We start from the raw sequence: 19,503 nt of genomic DNA on the forward strand, positions 1-19,503 counted from the left end.
GGGAAACCCGCGAGCGTCGCACACGGCACCGACAGAACCCGGTGACGCGGCTCCGGTCGGGGCCGAGTTGTCCACAACACCCCACTTGTCCACAGCCCCGGGATTCACCACTGCCGCCCGCCGCCCCGGCTCCGTAGCGTCGTTCACGTGTTCGACCAAACCGCCCGTTCACCGGGTTCCTCCGTCAACGCCAGGCTGGCGTGGCTGACCGCGCAGCTGTCGTCACCCACCCAGGGCCCGCCCGCGGGCAGGCTCGCACGCCGCTGGGTACCCGCCCGGTTCACAGCGGACGGGATACCGGTGAAGAGGCGGTGGTTCGCCGTGATGGCCGTGGTCATCGCGGTGGCCGTGATCGTGGCAGGCGCGATCACTTTGTTCGGACACCGGCCAGGGGCGGAGCCCCTTCCGCCCCTGCCGTCGGCCAAGGCCGCCGGAGACGTCCCCGCCGCGGCGGCCAAGGCGTCTTTGGTGGTCAGCGTCGTCGGCAGGGTGGTCAAACCCGGCCTGGTCACGATCCCTTCGGGCGCACGGGTCGCCGATGCCCTCACGGCGGCCGGTGGGGCACAGCCCGGAACGGATCTGACGGGGCTGAACCTGGCGAGGCGGCTCACCGACGGCGAGCAGGTGGCCGTCGGCGTTCCCGTTCCGGCCGCGGCCGGAACGGGAACGCCACCCGGGAAGCTCGACCTGAACACGGCCACGGCCGAACAACTAGACACCCTGCCCGGGGTCGGCGAAGTGATGGCCAAACGCATCGTCGACTGGCGGTCCGGGCACGGTGGGTTCACCTCGGTCGAGCAACTCCGTGACGTAGAAGGGATCGGCGAAAGTAAATTCAAGAAAGTCCGGGAATTGGTGTCCGTCGGATGAACCCGTCCGCCGATCCGTCCGAAGTGGACACCACGTCGTGGCGAGGTCAAGACCTGCGGTTGATACCGGCCGCGGCGACGGCCTGGCTCGGCACTCTTTCCGGGCTGCTCGGCGGCTGGTGGATCACGATGCTCTGCGGTGCGGCCGCCGTGGTGCTCGCGATCGCCGCCGGAGTCCGCGCCCACCGGAAGGCGTCCCGGTGGGTGGCGGGCCTGGGCGCGCTGGCGGTCCTCGGCGCGCTCACGGCGGGCCCGGTGGCGCTGCGGATCCGGGCCGCCGAACACGACGACCTCCGTGCCGCCGCCGCACGGGGGAGTGACGCCACCATGAGGGTGGTGGTCACCGAGCGGCCACGTCCGGTCCGCGGCGCCGGATACGCCGATCGCCAGGCAGGCACCCGCCTGGTGGTCATCGCCGCGACGGTGGACGCCGTGGTGGCCGATGAGCGGGCAGTGGATTCGACCGGCCGGATCCTCCTGCTCGCTCCTGCCGAGGGGTGGACGGGCCTGCTGCCCGGGCAGCAGGTCACCGCTTCCGGGCGGCTCGCGCCGGCCAAGGGGGCCGAATTGACGGTCGCGGTCCTCTCGGTGCGTGGCCCGCCGTCAGCCCTCGGACCGGCGCCCTGGTGGCAGCGAGCCGCGGAATCGCTGCGCACCGGGCTCCGGGAGCTGTGCGCCGTCCTCCCGGAGGAGCAGGCCGGTCTCGTGCCCGGACTGGTCGTGGGGGACACGAGCACGCTGTCCCCGAGGGTCGAACGCGAGTTCACGGACTCCGGCATGTCCCACCTGATGGCCGTGAGCGGTGGGAACGTGGCGATCGTCTGCGGCTCGATCCTTCTTCTGTTGAGGGTGCTCCGGGTCGGGCCGCGGACGTCCGCCGCCGCGGCCGCCGCGGGGCTCGCCGGGTTCGTGGTCCTCGCCGGGCCCGCGCCCAGCGTGCTCCGCGCCGGGGTGATGGGTGCGGTCGGGTTGCTGGCACTCGCCCTGGGGCGCCGGGGTTCGGCGCTGCCCGCGATGGCGTTCGCGGTGGCGGGGCTCGTCGTGGCTGATCCCGCGATGGCCGCCGACTTCGGCTTCGCCCTTTCGGTGCTGGCCACGGCAGGGCTGGTCCTGCTGGCTCCGAGGTGGGCCGAGTGGCTGGTCGGCCGCGGTGTGCCGTCCGGCTACGCCGAGGGACTGGCCGTCCCGCTGGCCGCGTTCGTGATGACGGCACCGGTCATCGCGGGCATGGCAGGATCGGTCAGTCTCGTCTCGGTGGCGACCAATGTGCTCGCCGCCCCGGTGGTCGCCCCGGCAACCGTGTTCGGCGTGCTCGCCACCGTCGTCGGACCGTGGTGGCCGTCGGCGGGCAGGTTGCTGGTCCGCCTGACCGAGCCCGAGGCGAGCTGGCTCATCACCGTGGCCCGTCACGGCGCCCGCGCGCCGGGAGCGGTCGTGGACTGGCCGGATGGCTGGTGGGGCGGGCTTTTGGCGGCCGGTCTGCTCGTCGTGCTGCTCGTCGCCATCCGGCTGCGCCACGCCAGGATCCTGCTGGCGGTCGCCTTGGCAGGCGGACTCCTCGTCTTCGTGCCGGTGCGGGTGCTGGCCCCGGCGTGGCCACCGGCTTCCTGGAGTGCCGTCGCCTGCGACGTCGGACAGGGTGACGCCGTCGCTCTCGCCACGACCGAGCCGGGGAGGGCGGTCCTGGTCGACACCGGCCCGGAACCGGGGCCGGTCGACGAATGCCTGAGCAGGCTCGGGGTGAACCGTGTTCCGCTGATCGTGCTGAGCCATCTGCACGCCGACCACATCGGCGGTCTCGAATCCGTCTTCGAGGGCCGGTCGGTCGGCGCGGTCGCCGTCGGCCCTGGCCGGGCACCCGCGTGGGCGTGGCAGCAGGTCGCCGACGAGACCGCGCGCCGCGGGATTCCCTTACTGGAGCTGGGGATCGGGCAACGGCTGGACTGGCCGGGACTGTCACTGGAGGTACTGGGGCCGCGTTATGTCACTCGGCGATCGGTCCTCGAACAGGACGGTACGGTGATCAACAACGGTTCCGTCGTCCTGCGGGCAGGGACGCCCGCGGGCCGGATGCTGCTGACCGGCGACGTCGAACTCGCCGCGCAGGCGGACCTGATGGCCGAGGGAGCCGACCTGCGTGCCGAGGTCCTGAAGGTTCCGCACCACGGAAGTCGTTACACGGCACCGGATTTCCTCAACACCGTCGCACCACGCGCCGCGTTGGTGAGTGTCGGTGCCGGAAACACCTATGGTCACCCGAACAAGTCCACTTTGGACAATCTGACGGCTGTCGGCGCTTCGATCGCCAGAACCGACACGGATGGCGACACCGCGGTCGTCACCGACGCACGAGGGCTCGCACTGGTGCGCCGGGGTGAGCCCCGCGGCCCGCCTCATTCCTGAGGCGGGCCGGCGGGAACTCAGATGCCGAGTGCCTCGCGGACCGCGTCGGCCGAGGCGCTGACGGTTGCCTTCGGGCCGACCCTGTCCTCGATGGCGTCGAGCGTTTTGAGGCCGTCACCGGTGATCAGCAGGACGATTTCCTCGTCCGGGTCGAGTTTGCCGGTCTCGATGAGCTTCTTGGCCGTCGCGACGGTGACCCCGCCGGCAGTCTCGGTGAAGATGCCCTCGGTGCGGGCGAGCAGCCGGATGCCTTCGACGACCTCTTCATCGGTGACGTCTTCGATCGCACCGCCGGTACGTTTGACCACGTCGAGGACGTAGGGGCCGTCGGCCGGGTTGCCGATCGCGAGCGATCGGGCGATCGTGTCCGGCTTGACCGGTTGCACCACGTCGTGACCCGCGCGGAAGGCCGCCGAGACGGGGGAGCAGCCGGTGGCCTGCGCGCCGAACACCTTGTACGGCGTCTCGTCGACGAGGCCGAGCTGCCCGAACTCACGGAAGCCCTTGTCCACCTTGGTGAGCTGGGAACCGGAGGCGATCGGCACCACGATCTGAGAGGGAAGCCGCCAGCCGAGCTGCTCGGCGACCTCGAAGGCCAGCGTCTTGGAGCCTTCGGAGTAGTAGGGCCGGACGTTCACGTTGACGAACGCCCAGCTCTCCTGCTCGGCGGCTAGCTGGGTGGCGAGCCGGTTCACGTCGTCGTAGTTGCCGTCGACCGCGATCAGGTCGCCGTCGTACACGGCGGTGGTGAGGATCTTCGCGCGCTCGAGGGTCTTCGGGATCAGCACGACCGACCGCCAGCCGGCGCGGGCCGCCGCGGCGGCGACGGCGTTGGCCAGGTTGCCGGTCGACGGACACGCGAGTACATCGAAGCCGAATTCGCGTGCTGCGGCCAGCGCGACGGCGACCACGCGGTCCTTGAACGAGTGCGTCGGGTTGCCGGTGTCGTCCTTGACCCAGACCTTCTTGACACCCAAGGCTTTCGCGAGCCTGTCGGCCCGGACGAGCCGGGTGGCGCCGGGTTCGGTGTTGGGGATTTCTTCCACGTTCGACGGAACGGGAAGGAGTTTCTTGTAGCGCCAGATGTTTTTCGGTCCGGCTTCGATGTCCTCGCGGCGCACGCGGCCGAAGTCGTAGGCGACCTCGAGCGGCGAGAAGTCCTCGGCGGAAACGAATTCGGGGGCGAGTGGCTGCCGGTGTCCCTCTTCCTTCGACACCAGTTCGACGGCCGGTCCGAGATCCGGGGTCTTGGTGGTGGAGGTCGTGCCGAGGGTTGCGGTCATCGCGAGGTCCTTTCCTCATCTGCCCCGCCGTGGCGGGCCGGAATTGGCACCGTGTTCGTCAGCTATCCCGCGATCGCGGGATGACAGGCTGACGCCGGTTGCCGGGGCTTCATCGGGCCGTTCCCTCTGCCCCTCTGGATGAGCGGTATTCGATTGTCGGCACGCGTGTCATCGCGTCGCCTCGCCAACACCGTACGACATAGGGCTGGCGTGGGGCCACCGTGCCCGCAACACATCACCGGACAAAGCACACGAGAGGAGGAGTGGCAGGATCGTCACCGTGACGACGCAAGCTTCCGCCCCATCGCCGCTGGTCCTGGTTCTCGGTGAGGAAGAGCTGCTGATCGAACGCGCCATCCGCGCCGCTTCGGACGCGGCCAAAGCGGCCGATCCGACGGCGGACCTCAGCCGGATCAGGGTGTCGGACCTCACAGTCCCCGCACTCGCGGAGATGGTCAGCCCCTCGCTGTTCGCCGAGGGCAGGGTGATCGTCCTCGAATCCGCGCACGACATCTCGCAGGAGCTCGCCGACGGGGTGATGGCCTACGTCAAGGCGCCCGCCGACGGCATCGTGCTCGTCGTCGTGCACAGCGGAGGCGGCCGGAGCAAGGCCGCGAAGGCGCTTCCCGCGGCCTTGAAGAAGGCCGGGGCGGAGGTCGTCGAGTGCCCGAAACTGACCAAGCCCGCCGAGCGGGAATCCTTTGTCCGCAACGAGGTCCGCCGGGTCGGCGGGAAGATCGACGGCGCCGCCGTGCTCGCCCTGATCGACGCCGTCGGCTCGGATCTGCGCGAGTTGTCGTCGGCCGCGACACAGCTTGTCGCGGACGCCGGTGGAACGGTCGATGAACAGGCGGTCCGCCGCTACCACCGGGGCCGCGCGGACGTGAACGGATTCGCCGTCGCCGAGAAGGCCGTCGCCGGGGACATGGCGGCGGCGCTGGAGTCGCTGCGCTGGGCGATGCAGCTGGGTGTTCCGTACGTGCTGGTCGCGGACGCTCTCGCCGACGCCGTCCGGACGATCGCGCGGGTGTCCGGCGCCGGCCGCGGCAATCCGAACCAGATGGCGGGCGAGCTGGGGATGCCGCCGTGGAAGGTGCGCAAGGCGCAGGGGCAGGCCCGCGGTTGGGGACAGGACGGCCTCGCCACCGCGATGCGGGTCGTCGCCCGGCTCAACGCCGAGGTCAAGGGTGCCGCGGCCGACCCGGAGTACGCGCTGGAACGCGCCGTCCTGGAAGTCGTCGTCGCCCACGGCACAAGCCGCTGAACATGGCGAAGGGCCCCGGCGACACGAGTCGCCGGGGCCCTTCGAAAGCCGATCAGAGAGAGTTCGCGCGCTTCGCGATCGCGGACTTCTTGTTGGCGGCCTGGTTGGCGTGGAGAACGCCCTTGGTCACGGCCTTGTCCAGCTTCTTGGCCGCGTCCTTCTGCAGCTCCAGCGCCTTGGCCTTGTCGCCGGAGTCGGCGGCCTCGCGGAACTTGCGGATCGCGGTCTTCACCGAGGACCGGATCGCCTGGTTGCGCTGACGCGCCTTCTCGTTGGTGGTGATGCGCTTGATCTGCGACTTGATGTTGGCCACGGGGGCGCTCCTCTTGAATCTCTCGGTGGTTTCACCGCCGCGCTGTGACCGGCCCTGCGTGCTCGTGAAAGCGGCGCGGGTTTCCTCCATGACGGAATGCCACACAGCGGTGAAGGGCAAGCTTAACAGTCGTCCTGGGGCCGATCGCGGCCACCTCCGGACGAGTACCTGCGGTACGGTGATGATCGTAGTGCCTAGGGTTCCGTCGCCTGCCCGTTCAGCGAAACACACAATCAGGGCGGGCGGGACAGGTCCGAGCGGCACCATCGGCGGGGCTGGAAGCGCCACCGTTCATCTGACGGGACAAAAGCCTGGAGGACCGGTGTTTTCCGTGTGCGCGGAAAACGTGGAAGGTCCGTAATGAACGCCACCGCCCTGTCCTTCGTCATCATCGCCGCCGTCATCCACACGGGCTGGAACCTGGCCGCCAAGCGGATCCGTCGCGGCGGAGCCCGGTTCGTCTGGGCCTATTACAGCCTGTCCGCTGTTCTGCTCGCTCCCGTCATGGCGATCTCACTGGCCGTGGAACCACAACGTCCACAATGGACGTGGCTGCTCGCCGCCGCGGTCACCGCTGTGTTCCACGTCACCTACGGGGTCGTCCTCCAGCGGGGTTACGCCGTCGGAGACCTGTCCGTCGTGTATCCCGTCGCTCGCGGTACCGGACCGTTGATCTCGGTGCTCGCGGCCGTCGTGCTGCTGGGTGAGCGGCCGGGGCCGATCGGACTGGTGGGCGCGTTCCTCGTGGTCGCCGGGGTGCTGGTCATCGGGACCGGGCGGGCACCTGTCCACGCCGGCGCGGCGGACCGCGCCGCTCGCCGCAAAGGGGTGGGATACGGGCTTCTGACCGGGCTCACGATCGCCGCCTACACGCTGTGGGACGCGCATTCGGTCACCGGCCTCGGTGTCCCGCCGATCATCTACTTCGGGACCGGCGCGATCGTGCAGAGCCTGTTCATGACGCCGTACGCGCTGAAGGACCGCGAAGAGGTCTCGTGGCTCTGGCGTGAGCACAAGCGCGAAGTCCTCATCGTCGGTTTGCTCTCGCCGGCCGCCTACCTGCTGGTCCTTTACGCTCTCCAGATCGCCCCAGTGAGCCTCGTCGCACCCGCGCGGGAGCTGAGCATCGTCTTGGGTGGCCTCGCCGCCTGGCTGGTCCTGGGGGAGTCCAACGCCTTCCGCAGGCTGGTCGGGTCGGCGGTGGTGCTGGCGGGTATCACCGCGATTGCGATGGCCTGAACCCATCCGGTAGGGATTGAGCATGGACGTGCTGAGCAGCAGGGTGCTGATCCACCCGAAGGACCTCGACGTGTCGACGGCGTTCTATCGGGACACCCTGGGCCTGGCGATCGACAAGGAGTTCCCCGGCGGGACGGTGTTCTTCGCCGGGAACGGGTCGATCGAGATCGTCGGTACCGGGGAGACCGGCCCGACCCCCGACGTCGCCTTGTGGCTCCAGGTCCGGGACCTGCCCGCGGCGCTCGGGGAACTCGCCGCGAAGGGGTTGGAACCGGTTCGCGGAGCGCGTCGTGAACCCTGGGGCTTGGACGAAGCGTGGATCGCGGATCCGGACGGCACCAGGATCGTGCTGGTCGAGGTGCCGCGTGAGCATCCGTTGCGCACCGACCCGCGCTAGGCGGCGGGTTTGACCGCGCGCAGTTGAGCGGCGAGGGAGGCGCCGAAGCCCGGCGGTTCCCAGGTCCAGGTCTGCAAGTCGGTGAAGCCGGCGGCGGCCGCTTCGTCGGCCAGCTCGTGCCGGGACACCGGCAGCCACTTCTCGTGCGCCGACAGCAGCAGCCTGCCGCCCGGCCGCAGTACGCGGAACAGTTCGGCGAACCCGGCCGCCCGGTCCTCCCACAACTGCACGTTGTTGACGGTCAGGACCACGTCGACGCCGTCGTCCGGCTCGCCCGTGGAGTCCGCGGTGCCGCGCCGTAGCTCGACTTTGTCGCCGCAGCGGCGGCGGGAGCGGGCGAGCATCTCGGGGGACGGGTCGACACCGATCACGCGGCCCGCGTGCCCGGCCGCGGCCTCCAGGCCGACACCCGGGCCGGGACCCACGACCAGTGCGGTTTCGGCGGACTCGATCGACGCCAGTTCGACGACGCGAAGTTCGGTGGCGGCGTTGCCGTACGCCATCGCCAGGCCACCGAACCGGCCGAGCAGTCCCCTGGGATGGCCGAACGTCTTCTCGAGCATTTGGGTCAGTGAATTACTCATACTTCGAGGGCACCACAGCGCGACAAAGGCCGCATCGGGGATGACCCCCACTCGCACCCGGAGCGGCATGGGACCATAGAGCTGGCACACCCCGACCTTCGCGAGGAAACCCGTTGACGACGTTCGCCGACACGACCTTCACGCCCCCGGAGCTCATCCGGAACTTCTGCATCATCGCGCACATCGACCACGGCAAGTCGACCCTGGCCGACCGCATGCTGCAGCTCACCGGCGTGGTCGAGGAACGGGCCATGCGGGCTCAGTACCTCGACCGGATGGACATCGAGCGGGAACGCGGGATCACCATCAAGGCGCAGAACGTGCGCCTGCCCTGGAAGGTCGGCGGTCAGGACCACGTCCTGCACATGATCGACACTCCCGGCCACGTCGACTTCACCTACGAGGTCTCCCGCGCGCTCGAAGCGTGTGAAGGGGCGGTCCTGCTGGTCGACGCCGCGCAGGGGATCGAGGCGCAGACGCTCGCGAACCTGTACCTCGCGCTGGAGAACAACCTCCAGATCATCCCGGTCCTCAACAAGATCGACCTGCCGTCCGCCGACCCGGACAAGTACGCCGCCGAGATCGCGCACATCATCGGCTGCGAGCCGTCGGACGTGCTGCGGGTGTCCGCGAAGACCGGCGTCGGCGTGGGGGAACTCCTCGACGCGGTCGTGAAGCAGGTGCCCGCCCCGCAGGGCGACGCGGACGCTCCGGCTCGGGCGATGATCTTCGACTCGGTGTACGACACCTACCGGGGCGTCGTGACCTACATCAGGGTCGTCGACGGCAAGATCACCCCTCGTGAGCGCATCAAGATGATGTCCACCGGCGCCACCCACGAACTCCTCGAGGTCGGGATCATCTCGCCCGAGCCCAAGGCCAGCAAGGGGCTCGGCGTCGGCGAGGTCGGCTACCTGATCACCGGCGTGAAGGACGTCCGCCAGTCCAAGGTCGGTGACACCGTGACTTCCGAGCGCAACGGTGCGAAGGAAGCCCTCGCGGGCTATCGCGAGCCGAAGCCGATGGTCTACTCCGGCCTGTACCCGGTGGACGGTTCGGACTACCCCGAACTGCGCGAGGCGCTGGACAAGCTCCAGCTCAACGACGCCGCGCTGGACTACGAGCCGGAGACGTCCGTCGCGCTCGGCTTCGGTTTCCGCTGCGGTTTCCTCGGCCTGCTGCACCTGGAGATCACGCGAGATCGGCTGGAGCGCGAGTTCGGCCTCGACCTGATCTCCACCGCCCCGAACGTGGTCTACGACGTCGTGCTCGACGACGGCAAGGAAATCCACGTGACCAACCCGTCGGACTGGCCGACCGGGAACAAGATCGACAAGGTGCTCGAGCCGGTCAGCAAGGTGAGCATCCTGGCGCCGTCCGAGTTCATCGGCACGATCATGGAACTGTGCCAGAACAAGCGCGGCTCCCTGCTCGGCATGGACTACCTGTCCGAGGACCGGGTCGAACTGCGGTACAACCTGCCGCTGGGTGAGATCATTTTCGACTTCTTCGACACGCTGAAGTCGCGTACGCGCGGCTACGCGTCGCTGGACTACGAAGAGGCGGGCTCGCAGGCGGCGGACCTGGTCAAGGTGGACATCCTGCTTCAGGGCGAGGGCGTCGACGCGTTCTCCGCGATCGTGCACAAGGACGACGCCTACAACTACGGCAACCGCATGGTGAACCGGCTTCGTGAGCTGATCCCGCGGCAGAACTTCGAGGTGCCGATCCAGGCCGCCATCGGGGCCCGCATCATCGCCCGCGAGACCATTCGCGCGATCCGCAAGGACGTGCTCGCGAAGTGCTACGGCGGTGACATCTCGCGTAAGCGCAAGCTGCTGGAAAAGCAGAAGGAAGGCAAGAAGCGGATGAAGACCGTCGGCCGGGTCGAGGTCCCGCAGGAGGCCTTCGTCGCCGCACTGTCCACTGAGGACAGCGGCAAGAAGAAGTAGACGATACTCGCGAAAAGGCCGCCCAAAGCGTTACCGGGCGGCCTTTTCCGTGTCAGCGATTCCCGCTGACACGGTTCGCGGTGATGAAGACGGCCACCCGGCGTTCGGCGGCCATCACGCGGTCGTACTCTTCCCAGTCGTCATGGGTCCCGGTCGCCGCGACGAAGACGTCGCGCAGCAGCTTGGGGAGTCCGGCGGGGTCGAAGTCCGGGTCCGGGTCGTCCGGGCCGACGAGGTGGACGCGACCCTGGACCGCCGCCCATTCCCAGCCTCGGCGGAAGGTGATCGTGGCGTGGCCCGCCTGGCGGAACAGGTCCAGCTTCTTCGCTCCGCCCACCGCGACGAAACCGATTCCCGGCGCCTTCGTGACCGGGTCTTCGATCACCCCGGCGTTGACCACCGACGAGTGCACGGTGCCGTCCGCGCGAACCGTGGCAACGGTCGCGAGTCCGTTTTCACGTGAGGAAAGAGTGCGGACGAGTTCGAGATCAGCGGCCATGGACCCACCGTAGCCCGCTCGGCCCGGGGAAGGGGCCGAACGAGCGTACGTGGGATCTCAGCAGGTGCCGTTGTCGCGCCAGACACCCCATTGACCGGTGGTTCCGGGTTCCTCGCCTTGCGTCCACCATTGGGCCGCCCACTTGTGCCCGTTGTGGGAGACGGTCGCACCGCCGGTATAGGTGGACGCCCGGTCCCAAACGGGAAGCGAACAGGTGCCGGGGTTGGTGGATCCGGTCTCCCAGGGGACCTGGCTCGACGCGTAGTAGCCGATGCCCTGCGCCTGCCAGCGCGGGGCCTGTGCGCCGAGGCGCACCCGGAAGACGTTCCAGTCGTGCGTCGACCACGGGGACCAGCCGAGTTCCGCGTGCGCCGGGAGCCTCGGGAAGGCCAGGTAGTCGATATTCGCCGGGGTCACCACGGTTTCGGTCCACAGTGGGGATTCGACGCCGCGGACGGCCGATTCCGGCACACCGGAGAGGTAGGCGCCCGGGTTCCAGTTGTAGGCGTCCTGCACCTCGATGTAGCCCGCCCACGAGAGCCCGATCGGCGTGCTGGAGTTGTACTTCATGTCCAGATACGCCTTGTTCGCCGGCGACAGGATCACCTTGCTGCCGCGGGCGACGGCGTTCGAGACCTCCGTGCTGGACGTCGTCGTACCCCAGAACTGCGGGGTCGCCGTGGCCGGCAGGGTGGCCTTGCCGATCTCGTGCCAGCCGACGACCTGCTTGCCGTTGGCGGCCACCAGCGGCAGCACGCGGTTCATGAAGGAGCGGTAGTCCGCGTCGGTGGTGGCCTGGGCCTCGTCACCACCGAGGTGGAAGTACGGCCCTGGCGTCAGCGCCGCGACCTCCCGGATGACGTCGGCGACGAAGGTGTACGTGATCTCCTTGGAGATGCACAGCGAGCTGTAGCCGACCGCGGTGTCGGTGCGCAGCGGGGGAGCGGTGTTGTTGCAGTTCAGCTCGGCGTACGACGCCTGAGCGGCGTTGGTGTGCCCGGGCATGTCGATCTCGGGGATGACCGTGATGAACCGCGAAGCCGCGTAGTTCACGATCTCGGTGTACTGCGCCTTGGTGTAGTAGCCGCCGGCGCCGCCGCCGACCTGGGTGCTGCCGCCGTAGGTGGTCAGGCGTGGCCAGCTGTCGATCTGGATCCGCCAGCCCTGGTCGTCGGCCAGGTGCAGGTGCAGATTGTTGATCTTGTACTGCGCCAGCTGGTCGATGTACCGCTTGACGCTCGCGACCGGGTGGAAGTGCCGCGCGACGTCGAGCATCGCGCCGCGGTAGCCGAACCGCGGGTAGTCCAGGATGTCCGCGCCAGGGATCGTCCAGGGACCCTGCTGCGCGGTGGAACTCTCGATCTTGCCGGGCAGCAGCTGTCGCAGCGTCTGGACGCCGCCGAAGAGGCCTTGTGCCGTCGTCGCGCGGAGGATGACCGAAGCGGACCTCGAGTTCAGCTGGTAACCCTGTTCGCCGACCCGGGCGTCGGCGCCGGACAGCAGGAGTGAGATGCCGTCAGCGGGTGTGCCCGACGGCGCGTCCGAAACAGGCAGGGCGAAGCCGGTGGACTTGCGCAAAACTTCGGCGAGGTAGTCGCCGACCGCCTTGGCGGGCGCCGAACCGGCCTGGGTGTAGATCTTGGTGTTCGCGGTCAGGGAGTGGTCCGAGCCGGTGACGGCTTGGGCCGAGACCGGCACGGGGACGACCGCCTGAAGTGGCGGGGTGGCCGCGTCGGCGACAGGGGCGGCTGCGGTGGTGACGCCGACGAGCAGCGCCACCCCGACGAAAGCGCGGCCCAGCCGCGTTCTCAAGGTCTTCACCGGGGCCTCCAGGGGACAGGAGACGTGACCCACGTCACGCATGGACCAATCGTCGCATTTTCGCCTTCAAAGGTCTAGACCACCGGAGTGAAACCTTGGAGTGACTTGAAGGTCACATTCCGTGCCGTCGGGAGGGGACTATCGTCGGAATCGTGTTCGACGACCTGCGTTTCCCGGTGATAGCGGCTCCGATGGCCGGCGGGCCGACCACTCCCGAGCTGGTGGCCGCGGTGAGCGCGGCGGGCGGCTTCGGCTTCCTGGCAGGCGGTTATCTGAGTGCCGATGCCCTCGCGGACCGGGTGGCGAAGACGGCCGAGCTGACCGGTGAACCTTTCGGGGTGAACCTGTTCGTCCCCGGTGGCGCCGCGTCGGCGGATCTCAGTGAGCACATCGAGCGCTGGCGCACGGAGGCCGCACACTACGGCGTCGAGCCCGGCGAGCCTCAGTGGGACGACGACGCCTACGCCGCGAAACTCGGGCTAGTTCTGGAACGGAAGGTGCCGGTGGTGTCTTTCACCTTCGGCACACCTTCACCCGAGGATGTCGAACGCCTGCACGCCAACGGGAGCAAGGTGGCCGTCACCGTCACCACGCCGACCGAGGCCGATCAGGCCGTCGCCGTCGGCGCGGACGCCCTCGTGGTCCAGGGATTCGAAGCCGGAGCACATCGAGGGCTCTTCGCTGACGAGGCCGGGGCCGAGGGCGGGGGAGCGCAGTACGGAGTGCTCAGCTTGCTTCGGCTGGTGTCGGCGCGGACGGACTTGCCGCTCGTCGCGACCGGCGGGCTCGTGCACGGCGCCGACATCGCCGCGGTGCTGGCGGCCGGCGCTGTCGCGGCCCAGCTGGGTACCGCGTTCCTGCGGGCGGACGAGGCCGGCACGCAGCCCGCGCACCGGAAGGCGCTGGCGGACGGCGGCAGGCCGACCGCGTTCACCAGGGCGTTCAGCGGACGACCCGCGCGCTCGCTGGTCAACCGTGCGGTCACGGACTTCTCGGCCACGGCACCGTCGGCGTATCCGGAGGTCAACAACCTGACCAAGCCGATCCGCGCGGCCGCGGGAAAGGCGGGAGACCCCGAAGTGATGTCTCTCTACGCGGGGCAGACCTACGAACTCGCGGGCTCCGGCCCGGCGGCGTCGATCGTCGAACGCCTCCAGACCGAAGCCCGCGAAGCCGCTACGCGTTTGAGTCGTCTCCGCTGACCTGCTTCGCGTCGCCGCTGTTCGCGTTCAACGCGGAATGACGGCGGCTGTAAACGAAGTAAATGAACAGGCCGAGGGCGAACCAGCCCGCGAACCGCAGCCAGGTGTGGTAGTTCAGGAACGTGATCAGCCAGATCGAGAAGACGATGCCGACGATCGGCACGACCGGCATGCCCGGGGTTTTGAACGACCGCGGCAGGTCCGGCTGCTTGTAGCGCAACACGATCACCGCGACGCAGACGACGACGAACGCGAGCAGGATGCCGATGTTCGTCAGTTCCGCGGCCTCACCGATGGGCAGCAGCCCGGCGATGATCGCCGACGCGATGCCGAGCACCCAGGTCATCCGGCTCGGCACCTTGCGCACCGGGTGGGTCTTGCCGAACCACTTGGGCAGCAGTCCGTCGCGGCTCATCGAGTAGCCGACCCGGCTCGCGCCCATGAGAAAGGTGAACAGCACCGTGGTGATACCGATGATCGCGCCGACCGCGATGATCAGGCCGAGCCACTTCATCCCGAGACCGGCGAAGGCACTGGAGAAGGCGGCTTCGCTGTCGATGTCCTTGTAGTTGACCATCCCGGTCAGGACCAGGCAAGCCAGCACGTAGAGCACCATCGAGATGGCAAGCGAGTAGATGATCGCCTTCGGCATGTGCTTCTGGGAGTCGGTCGACTCCTCGGCCGCGGTGGACATCGCGTCGTAGCCGAACACCGCGAAGAACACCGTCGCCGCACCGGTGAACGCACCACTGAGGCCGAACGGGAAGAAGTTCGAGTAGTTGTCGGTGTTGATGTGGAAGACGCCGACGACGACCACCAGCAGGACCAGGCCGACCTTCAAGTAGACCAGCAGCGTCTCGAACCGGGCCGCGTTCTTCATGCCCTGGTTGAGGATGAAGGCGATCAGCAGGCACAGCAGCACGGCGAACAGGTTGACCTTGTAGGACCCTGGCTCGACGCCGGCTTTCTCGGTGCCTGGAGCGCCGAGCATCCACGTCGGCAGGTCGATGTTGAGATATCCGAGTAGCTCGTTGAAGTAGCCGGAGATGCCGATCGCGACCACCGCCACGATCGCGGTGTACTCCAGCAGCAGGTCCCAGCCGATGAACCAGCCGACGATCTCGCCCAGCACGGTGTACCCGTAGGTGTAGGCGGATCCGGCGCGGGGGATCAGCCCGGCGAATTCGGCGTAGGAGAACGCGGCGGCCGCGCTGGCGATACCCGCGATGAGGAACGAGATGAGCACCGCTGGTCCGGCCGTCTTGTTCGCGACCGCGCCGGCCAGGGAGAAGATTCCCGCGCCGATGATGCCGCCGACCCCGATCGCGGTCAGCTGGCGCAGGCCGAGCGTGCGCTGGAGCCCACCACCACCGTCACTCAGTTCTTGGATCTGGTCGATCGGTTTGCGGCGGAATACCCCGGATCCCGAGCCCAGGCTGCGCGGTGCGGACATCGTCGTCTCCCAACAGAGTGTGCCTTCGGACTGGGTCACAGTCCGAAAGGGAGACTAAGCCGTGCCCAGCGAATGGGTGAGCTGAGTGTCCTGTGAGGTGAATTACTTGACCACACGGACCTGGGAAGACCGCGCCGTACGGTGGTCCGTCGGTTCGGATCGCGGTCGGGGCGAGGGGATTCGAACCCGACACCTCAGCGATTTGACGGCTGAGGAGCACCGACCGCTACGCCCCGGTGGGTTGCTTCGGCTTTTGAACGTGAGTTTCTTTCGCACGCTGGGTCAGGGCGACGGCCAGTGAGACGAGGACGACGCCCGCGATCTCCCAAGCGGTCAGGAACCGGCCGAAGAACGCCCAGTCCAGCAACGCGGTGACCGGTGGGACGCAGTAGAACAAGCTGGTCACCTTGGTGGCTTCACCTTTGCCGATCATCAAGTACAGCAGCGCGGTCGCTCCGACGGACACGACGAGGACCATCCACCCCACCGCGGCGACGAGCTCGGGATTCACCTGCGCGCGCAGGTGTCCCGTGGTGAGGGCGAGGAGGGCGTAAACGATGGCGCTGATGGTGCTCTGCAGAGCCAGTGAGGCCCACACCCCGACGCCGACCGTGCGTCCCTGCACCAGCGTTCCCGCGGTGATGCCGATCAGTGCCGCGAGGGAGAACACCATACCCAGCACGCTGCCGACATCGCTCAGGTCGATTCCCGACCCGGAGGTGACCACGACCCCGGCGAAACCCGATGCCAGACCCGCGTACAGGGTGGGGTTGCGGCCGGGGCGGGTCAGGATCGCGGTCAGGACCGGCTGGAACCCGACCAGCACCGCGACCACTCCCGCCGGCGCTCCTGTCCCCAACGCCAGGAAGAAGAACCCCTGGTAGAACACCTGCAGCAGGAGCGCGACAGTGATCAGGCGGGCCCACTGGCCCCGGCGGGCAGGCAGTGGATCACGAACGACCAGCCACACCAGCCACGAGACCGCGGCCGCGCCGGTGGCGCGTAACAGCAGGAACGTCACCACCGACGAATGTTCGAGGCCGTACAGCACGGCGATGGCGCCACTGGCCCACATGAGCACGAACGCGATCGGCGCGCCGACCTTGAGTGAGCTGTCACTCGAATGAGATGCGACTTCGGGCATCGGTGGCCGTGTTTCTTCCGGCTCGGGTGGGGGGATCCGAGCGGTCGGATTCCCCCACTGGTCGAGGGGGGGTCAGGCGGCGGCGAGCCGTTCACCGAGGGCGCGCTGACCGATCATGTAGTCGCGTACCCCCTCCGCCCTCGCTGTCAACGACGCGTCGTCAGCCAGACGACAGGCTTCGATGAACCACGTGTAGGTTTCGGCGGCGGCACGTCGTACCGGTAATGCACCCGGGACATCAGGAACAAGATGTCTTTGAAGTTGTCCTCGTCGATGACCTCACCGAGGCGGACAAGCTTGTCGCGATGCTCGTCGGTAAAGGCTTCCCCGCTACGATTTCCGGCTTCAGGGCAGGCCGGTAGAACGATTTGTCGGCGAAGATCCGATCTTCTGTGAAAGCACCTTCGAAGCGAAGTCGACACACAGTGATTGCCTGCTGTTCGAGGAGAAATTGACCGCCGAATGAGGGGCGGCGGCGTCGAGATACCAGATTTCGCCTGGGCGCATGTGGATAACGGTGTCATCATCGGAATGGAAGGCGGATTCGTTGTCTTCGAGGACCATGAACGTACGGAAGTACTGGTCGTTGTCCTTGTTCAGCTCGATGAAGTCCCGGTGCGGGATGACCATGGCGTCCACCAGGTTGCGGGCTCGGGCCATCTTGACGATCTTCGGGTCGAACACCGTCTGGATCAATTCGTGCAGGTAGGGGGCTTTTGCGGCATGTGCTGTCGGCTTCGCCGCTCCCTGGATGTCCCGATACATGGTGTCGTCCGCCTCGCCGCTGGAGTTCCAGAGGGAAAGGTTCTTCCAGTATCCGGAGCTGACTTCGTCGCACTCTTCCTCGACTCGTGGAATCGAGGCCAGCGCTTCGAGGTCATACTGGAGCCTGGCCCTGTCCAATTCGACTTTGCCCACGATGTGAGAGCGCACCGATTCCCCCCCCGTAAGTTCGTACTTTCCGGACTTGCGCCGACAGCTCCATGACGCGGCCGTCGGAACGCGATTCTCTCTTGGTGGGTGCAGTTCTTTATATCACCGTTCGAAACCCTCGCGACAATGCTCATTTCGAATGACGGTATGCTTGGAGGTTATGGGGGTTGAGTTCCGGCACCTGGAGGCGTTTCTCGCGGCAGCCGAGGAAGGCAGCATCAGTCGTGCGGCGCGACTGCTGAGAGTGACTCAGCCTGCCCTGTCCCGGACGTTGTCCCAGCTGGAACAACAGGTAGGGACCACGTTGCTGCGCCGGTCGGCGAAAGGCGTGGAACTCACCGTCGCGGGAATGGCGTTCCGGACAAAAGCGATACAGGCTGTCAAAGCGTTCACCGAAGCCCTGTCCAGTCCATTCGACGCGCCGAGGCCGTTACGTGTGGGACATGCCTGGGCCGCGCTGGGGCGATTCACCACGAATCTGATCCAGCGGTGGCGGAGCGAATACCGGGAATACCAACTGCACCTGCGGCAGGTCGATGACGTCTACGCCAAGCTGGACGAGGCCGCCATCGACATCGCCGTGGTGAGGGGCAGGCGCCCCGGGCCGGGATACCGGCACGAGTTGCTCTATCAGGAGGCCCGCTTGGTGGCCGTCCCCCTTCAGCACGAGCTGGCGAACCGCCGGTCGGTGACTCTCGGGGAAGTGGCTCGATACGACCTTGTCGTGAACACCGCTTCCGGAACAACCGAACCCGATCTGTGGAAAGAGAATCGGCGGCCCGCCGTCACGGTCGAAGTGGGCACTGTCGATGACTGGTTGAGCAACATCGCCGCGGGGGCGGGGCTCGGCATCACCCCGGATCCCAGTAGCCAGCTGTATCAGCGCCCCGAGATCGTCTACGTTCCCCTCAGCGACGCTCCCCCTGTCGCCGTGTACCTGGCGTGGCCGCCACACTCCCCGCATCCCGCGCTCCGCGACTTCCTCGCCGTCGCCAAAGCGCTGGTCGGGTAAGCGGGAGAGCGCACCTATCCGGCGACGGTGTCCTCGCTCACTTCAGCCGCCACGCGAGAGGCGATCTTCGACGGCCTTGACGCGCTGGCGGAGAAGTAGGTCAGCAGCTCCGAGATCTCGACGGGGTCGTCCAGCTGCGGGCAGTGGCCCCAGTCTTCGCGCACCATCAGCCTGCTGTGCGGGACCAGCGCGTGCAGCCGCCGTCCGGAGGCGGCGCTGACCAGCTTGTCCTTGCCGCAGACGACTACCACGAGCGGAACACGGACCTCTTCGAGCCGGTACGCGTTCGTCAGCTCTTCGACGAGTTGCCTTGCCTGCTCGAGCCGGGTGGTGGTGGAACGGTAGTCGGGGAACAGGGAGGTGAACCGGCGTACCTGGTCGGCGTCCGCGGCCGTGGCGTTGGCGTACAGCAGCCGGGGCACGACCTGCTCGGCCACGGCGCGGACGACGAAACCGGGGATCGGCAGCGGCAGCGCCGAGTACATCCGCAGCGGCAGTGGGTAGCGCGCCATGGTCCGGATCAGCCAGCTGTCCACGAAACCGGGAGCGGCGATCGACACCACGCCCGCGACCGGCAGCCGGTGGTTCTCCGCGGCGCGCAGGCTCATCGTGCCGCCGAGCGAGTTGCCCGCGAGCACCACCGTGCCGAGAACGGCCTGCTCCTTGATCACGGCGGCGGTGAACGCGTCCAGCTGCGGCAGCATCGGGCCCGGTCGCAGTGGCTGTGCGTCACCGAAACCCGGTAGATCGACCGCGACCGCCGGGATCCCGGCGGTCGCGAGCAGTTCCAGAACCGGGCGCCAGGTGTCGGCGCTGTCGCAGTAACCGTGGAGCAGCACCAGTCTCGGTGCGGTCGGCTTGGCGTGCCCGCGCGTGGCCGTCCGCCTGCCGAGTACCCGGCGAGGCGCGCGATCGGCGGATTCCACCGGCGGCGGCCCGACTTCGAGCACTCTGGTGCGGACACCGGCATAGCGCCGGAAAGAGACACGGATCGGGTCGGCTTCGGTGGTTGTCCGGCCCCCGGGGTCCGCCGGTTCGGGCCGCTGCGATGCGGTCATGATTCCAGGTTAACCGCGAGAGATCGGATTTTGGTCGAACTTTGGTCGTGAAAAGCTCGCTGAGTCATAACGTTCTT

The 19,503-nt window shown here is 67.9% G+C and carries 18 protein-coding genes, 1 tRNA gene, 1 pseudogene and 1 riboswitch; of the genes and pseudogenes, 8 read left to right on the top strand and 12 right to left on the bottom strand.

Features of this window, described 5'->3' with window-relative positions; all coding sequences use genetic code 11:
• The first annotated feature begins 147 nt into the window (after window positions 1-147).
• Together BS329_RS33525 and BS329_RS33530 are read left to right on the top strand one after the other, a co-directional pair.
• Window positions 148-870: a ComEA family DNA-binding protein gene (locus BS329_RS33525; protein ID WP_076166219.1), complete on the top strand. Its 723-nt coding sequence runs from the start codon at window positions 148-150 to the stop codon at window positions 868-870.
• Window positions 867-3,272, top strand: a complete 2,406-nt coding sequence (locus BS329_RS33530; protein ID WP_076166221.1) for a ComEC/Rec2 family competence protein — start codon at window positions 867-869, stop codon at window positions 3,270-3,272. Before BS329_RS33525 ends, BS329_RS33530 begins: the two co-directional genes overlap by 4 nt.
• Before the next feature lie 17 nt (window positions 3,273-3,289).
• Here the strand turns inward: BS329_RS33530 and thrC are convergent, their stop codons facing one another.
• A complete protein-coding gene (gene thrC / locus BS329_RS33535; RefSeq protein WP_076166223.1) occupies window positions 3,290-4,555 on the bottom strand; it encodes a threonine synthase in 1,266 nt (421 codons plus the stop codon).
• Window positions 4,556-4,567: 12 nt separating this feature from the next.
• Window positions 4,568-4,700: riboswitch (SAM riboswitch) on the bottom strand.
• A 135-nt stretch (window positions 4,701-4,835) separates the two neighbouring features.
• On the opposite strand from thrC, the gene holA reads away from it, so the two are divergent.
• Entirely contained in the window at window positions 4,836-5,819 is a 984-nt protein-coding gene (gene holA / locus BS329_RS33540) for a DNA polymerase III subunit delta (protein ID WP_076166226.1), read from the top strand.
• Between the two features lie 52 nt (window positions 5,820-5,871).
• Here holA and rpsT read toward each other — a convergent pair whose 3' ends face one another.
• The gene (gene rpsT / locus BS329_RS33545) at window positions 5,872-6,132 is read right to left on the bottom strand and encodes a 30S ribosomal protein S20 (RefSeq protein ID WP_076166631.1); all 261 of its coding nucleotides are present in this window, start codon (window positions 6,130-6,132) and stop codon (window positions 5,872-5,874) included.
• A 360-nt stretch (window positions 6,133-6,492) separates the two neighbouring features.
• On the opposite strand from rpsT, the gene BS329_RS33550 reads away from it, so the two are divergent.
• Complete coding sequence (locus tag BS329_RS33550; RefSeq protein ID WP_076166229.1) at window positions 6,493-7,371, top strand: DMT family transporter; 879 nt, start codon at window positions 6,493-6,495, stop codon at window positions 7,369-7,371.
• Between the two features lie 22 nt (window positions 7,372-7,393).
• On the top strand, window positions 7,394-7,768 hold the full coding sequence (locus BS329_RS33555; RefSeq protein WP_076166232.1) for a VOC family protein: 375 nt from the start codon (window positions 7,394-7,396) through the stop codon (window positions 7,766-7,768).
• On the opposite strand, the gene BS329_RS33560 is transcribed toward BS329_RS33555, so the two are convergent.
• The gene (locus BS329_RS33560; RefSeq protein ID WP_076166235.1) at window positions 7,765-8,352 is read right to left on the bottom strand and encodes a class I SAM-dependent methyltransferase; all 588 of its coding nucleotides are present in this window, start codon (window positions 8,350-8,352) and stop codon (window positions 7,765-7,767) included. The genes BS329_RS33555 and BS329_RS33560 overlap by 4 nt on opposite strands.
• Before the next feature lie 113 nt (window positions 8,353-8,465).
• On the opposite strand from BS329_RS33560, the gene lepA reads away from it, so the two are divergent.
• Window positions 8,466-10,304, top strand: coding sequence for a translation elongation factor 4 (gene lepA, locus BS329_RS33565; RefSeq protein ID WP_076166237.1), 1,839 nt, complete (start codon window positions 8,466-8,468; stop codon window positions 10,302-10,304).
• 52 nt (window positions 10,305-10,356) lie between these two features.
• Here lepA and BS329_RS33570 read toward each other — a convergent pair whose 3' ends face one another.
• Window positions 10,357-10,803 carry a pyridoxamine 5'-phosphate oxidase family protein gene (locus BS329_RS33570; RefSeq protein WP_076166240.1) on the bottom strand — a complete coding sequence of 149 codons (447 nt, stop codon included), beginning with the start codon at window positions 10,801-10,803 and terminating at the stop codon, window positions 10,357-10,359.
• A gap of 57 nt (window positions 10,804-10,860) precedes the next feature.
• On the bottom strand, window positions 10,861-12,666 hold the full coding sequence (locus tag BS329_RS33575) for a family 20 glycosylhydrolase (RefSeq protein ID WP_167480047.1): 1,806 nt from the start codon (window positions 12,664-12,666) through the stop codon (window positions 10,861-10,863).
• A gap of 110 nt (window positions 12,667-12,776) precedes the next feature.
• Here BS329_RS33575 and BS329_RS33580 point away from each other — a divergent pair, with 110 nt between their 5' ends.
• Window positions 12,777-13,826 (top strand): nitronate monooxygenase, encoded by a 1,050-nt coding sequence (locus BS329_RS33580; protein ID WP_076166243.1) that lies wholly within the window; start codon window positions 12,777-12,779, stop codon window positions 13,824-13,826.
• Here the strand turns inward: BS329_RS33580 and BS329_RS33585 are convergent.
• From BS329_RS33585 to BS329_RS44865, 6 genes and pseudogenes are all read right to left on the bottom strand, one after another.
• Window positions 13,801-15,279 carry an amino acid permease gene (locus BS329_RS33585; protein ID WP_076166247.1) on the bottom strand — a complete coding sequence of 493 codons (1,479 nt, stop codon included), beginning with the start codon at window positions 15,277-15,279 and terminating at the stop codon, window positions 13,801-13,803. The two genes, BS329_RS33580 and BS329_RS33585, sit on opposite strands and share 26 nt — an antisense overlap.
• A gap of 165 nt (window positions 15,280-15,444) precedes the next feature.
• Window positions 15,445-15,515, bottom strand: a tRNA-OTHER gene (locus BS329_RS33590).
• On the bottom strand, window positions 15,506-16,423 hold the full coding sequence (locus BS329_RS33595; protein ID WP_076166249.1) for a DMT family transporter: 918 nt from the start codon (window positions 16,421-16,423) through the stop codon (window positions 15,506-15,508). Before BS329_RS33595 ends, BS329_RS33590 begins: the two co-directional genes overlap by 10 nt.
• Before the next feature lie 72 nt (window positions 16,424-16,495).
• Window positions 16,496-16,615: pseudogene (locus BS329_RS45260) on the bottom strand (aspartyl/asparaginyl beta-hydroxylase domain-containing protein); the annotation flags it as partial.
• On the bottom strand, window positions 16,570-16,845 hold the full coding sequence (locus BS329_RS44860; RefSeq protein ID WP_279628228.1) for a hypothetical protein: 276 nt from the start codon (window positions 16,843-16,845) through the stop codon (window positions 16,570-16,572). The pseudogene BS329_RS45260 and the gene BS329_RS44860, both read right to left, overlap by 46 nt.
• Entirely contained in the window at window positions 16,769-17,341 is a 573-nt protein-coding gene (locus tag BS329_RS44865) for an aspartyl/asparaginyl beta-hydroxylase domain-containing protein (RefSeq protein ID WP_244197396.1), read from the bottom strand. Before BS329_RS44865 ends, BS329_RS44860 begins: the two co-directional genes overlap by 77 nt.
• Before the next feature lie 175 nt (window positions 17,342-17,516).
• Between BS329_RS44865 and BS329_RS33605 the strand changes: the two genes are divergently transcribed.
• Window positions 17,517-18,368, top strand: a complete 852-nt coding sequence (locus BS329_RS33605; RefSeq protein ID WP_076166636.1) for a LysR family transcriptional regulator — start codon at window positions 17,517-17,519, stop codon at window positions 18,366-18,368.
• A 14-nt stretch (window positions 18,369-18,382) separates the two neighbouring features.
• Here BS329_RS33605 and BS329_RS33610 read toward each other — a convergent pair whose 3' ends face one another.
• Entirely contained in the window at window positions 18,383-19,426 is a 1,044-nt protein-coding gene (locus BS329_RS33610; protein ID WP_076166252.1) for an alpha/beta hydrolase, read from the bottom strand.
• Between the last annotated feature and the right edge of the window lie 77 nt (window positions 19,427-19,503).

The sequence above is a fragment of the Amycolatopsis coloradensis genome (genome assembly GCF_001953865.1).
GTDB classification, from domain to species: domain Bacteria; phylum Actinomycetota; class Actinomycetes; order Mycobacteriales; family Pseudonocardiaceae; genus Amycolatopsis; species Amycolatopsis coloradensis.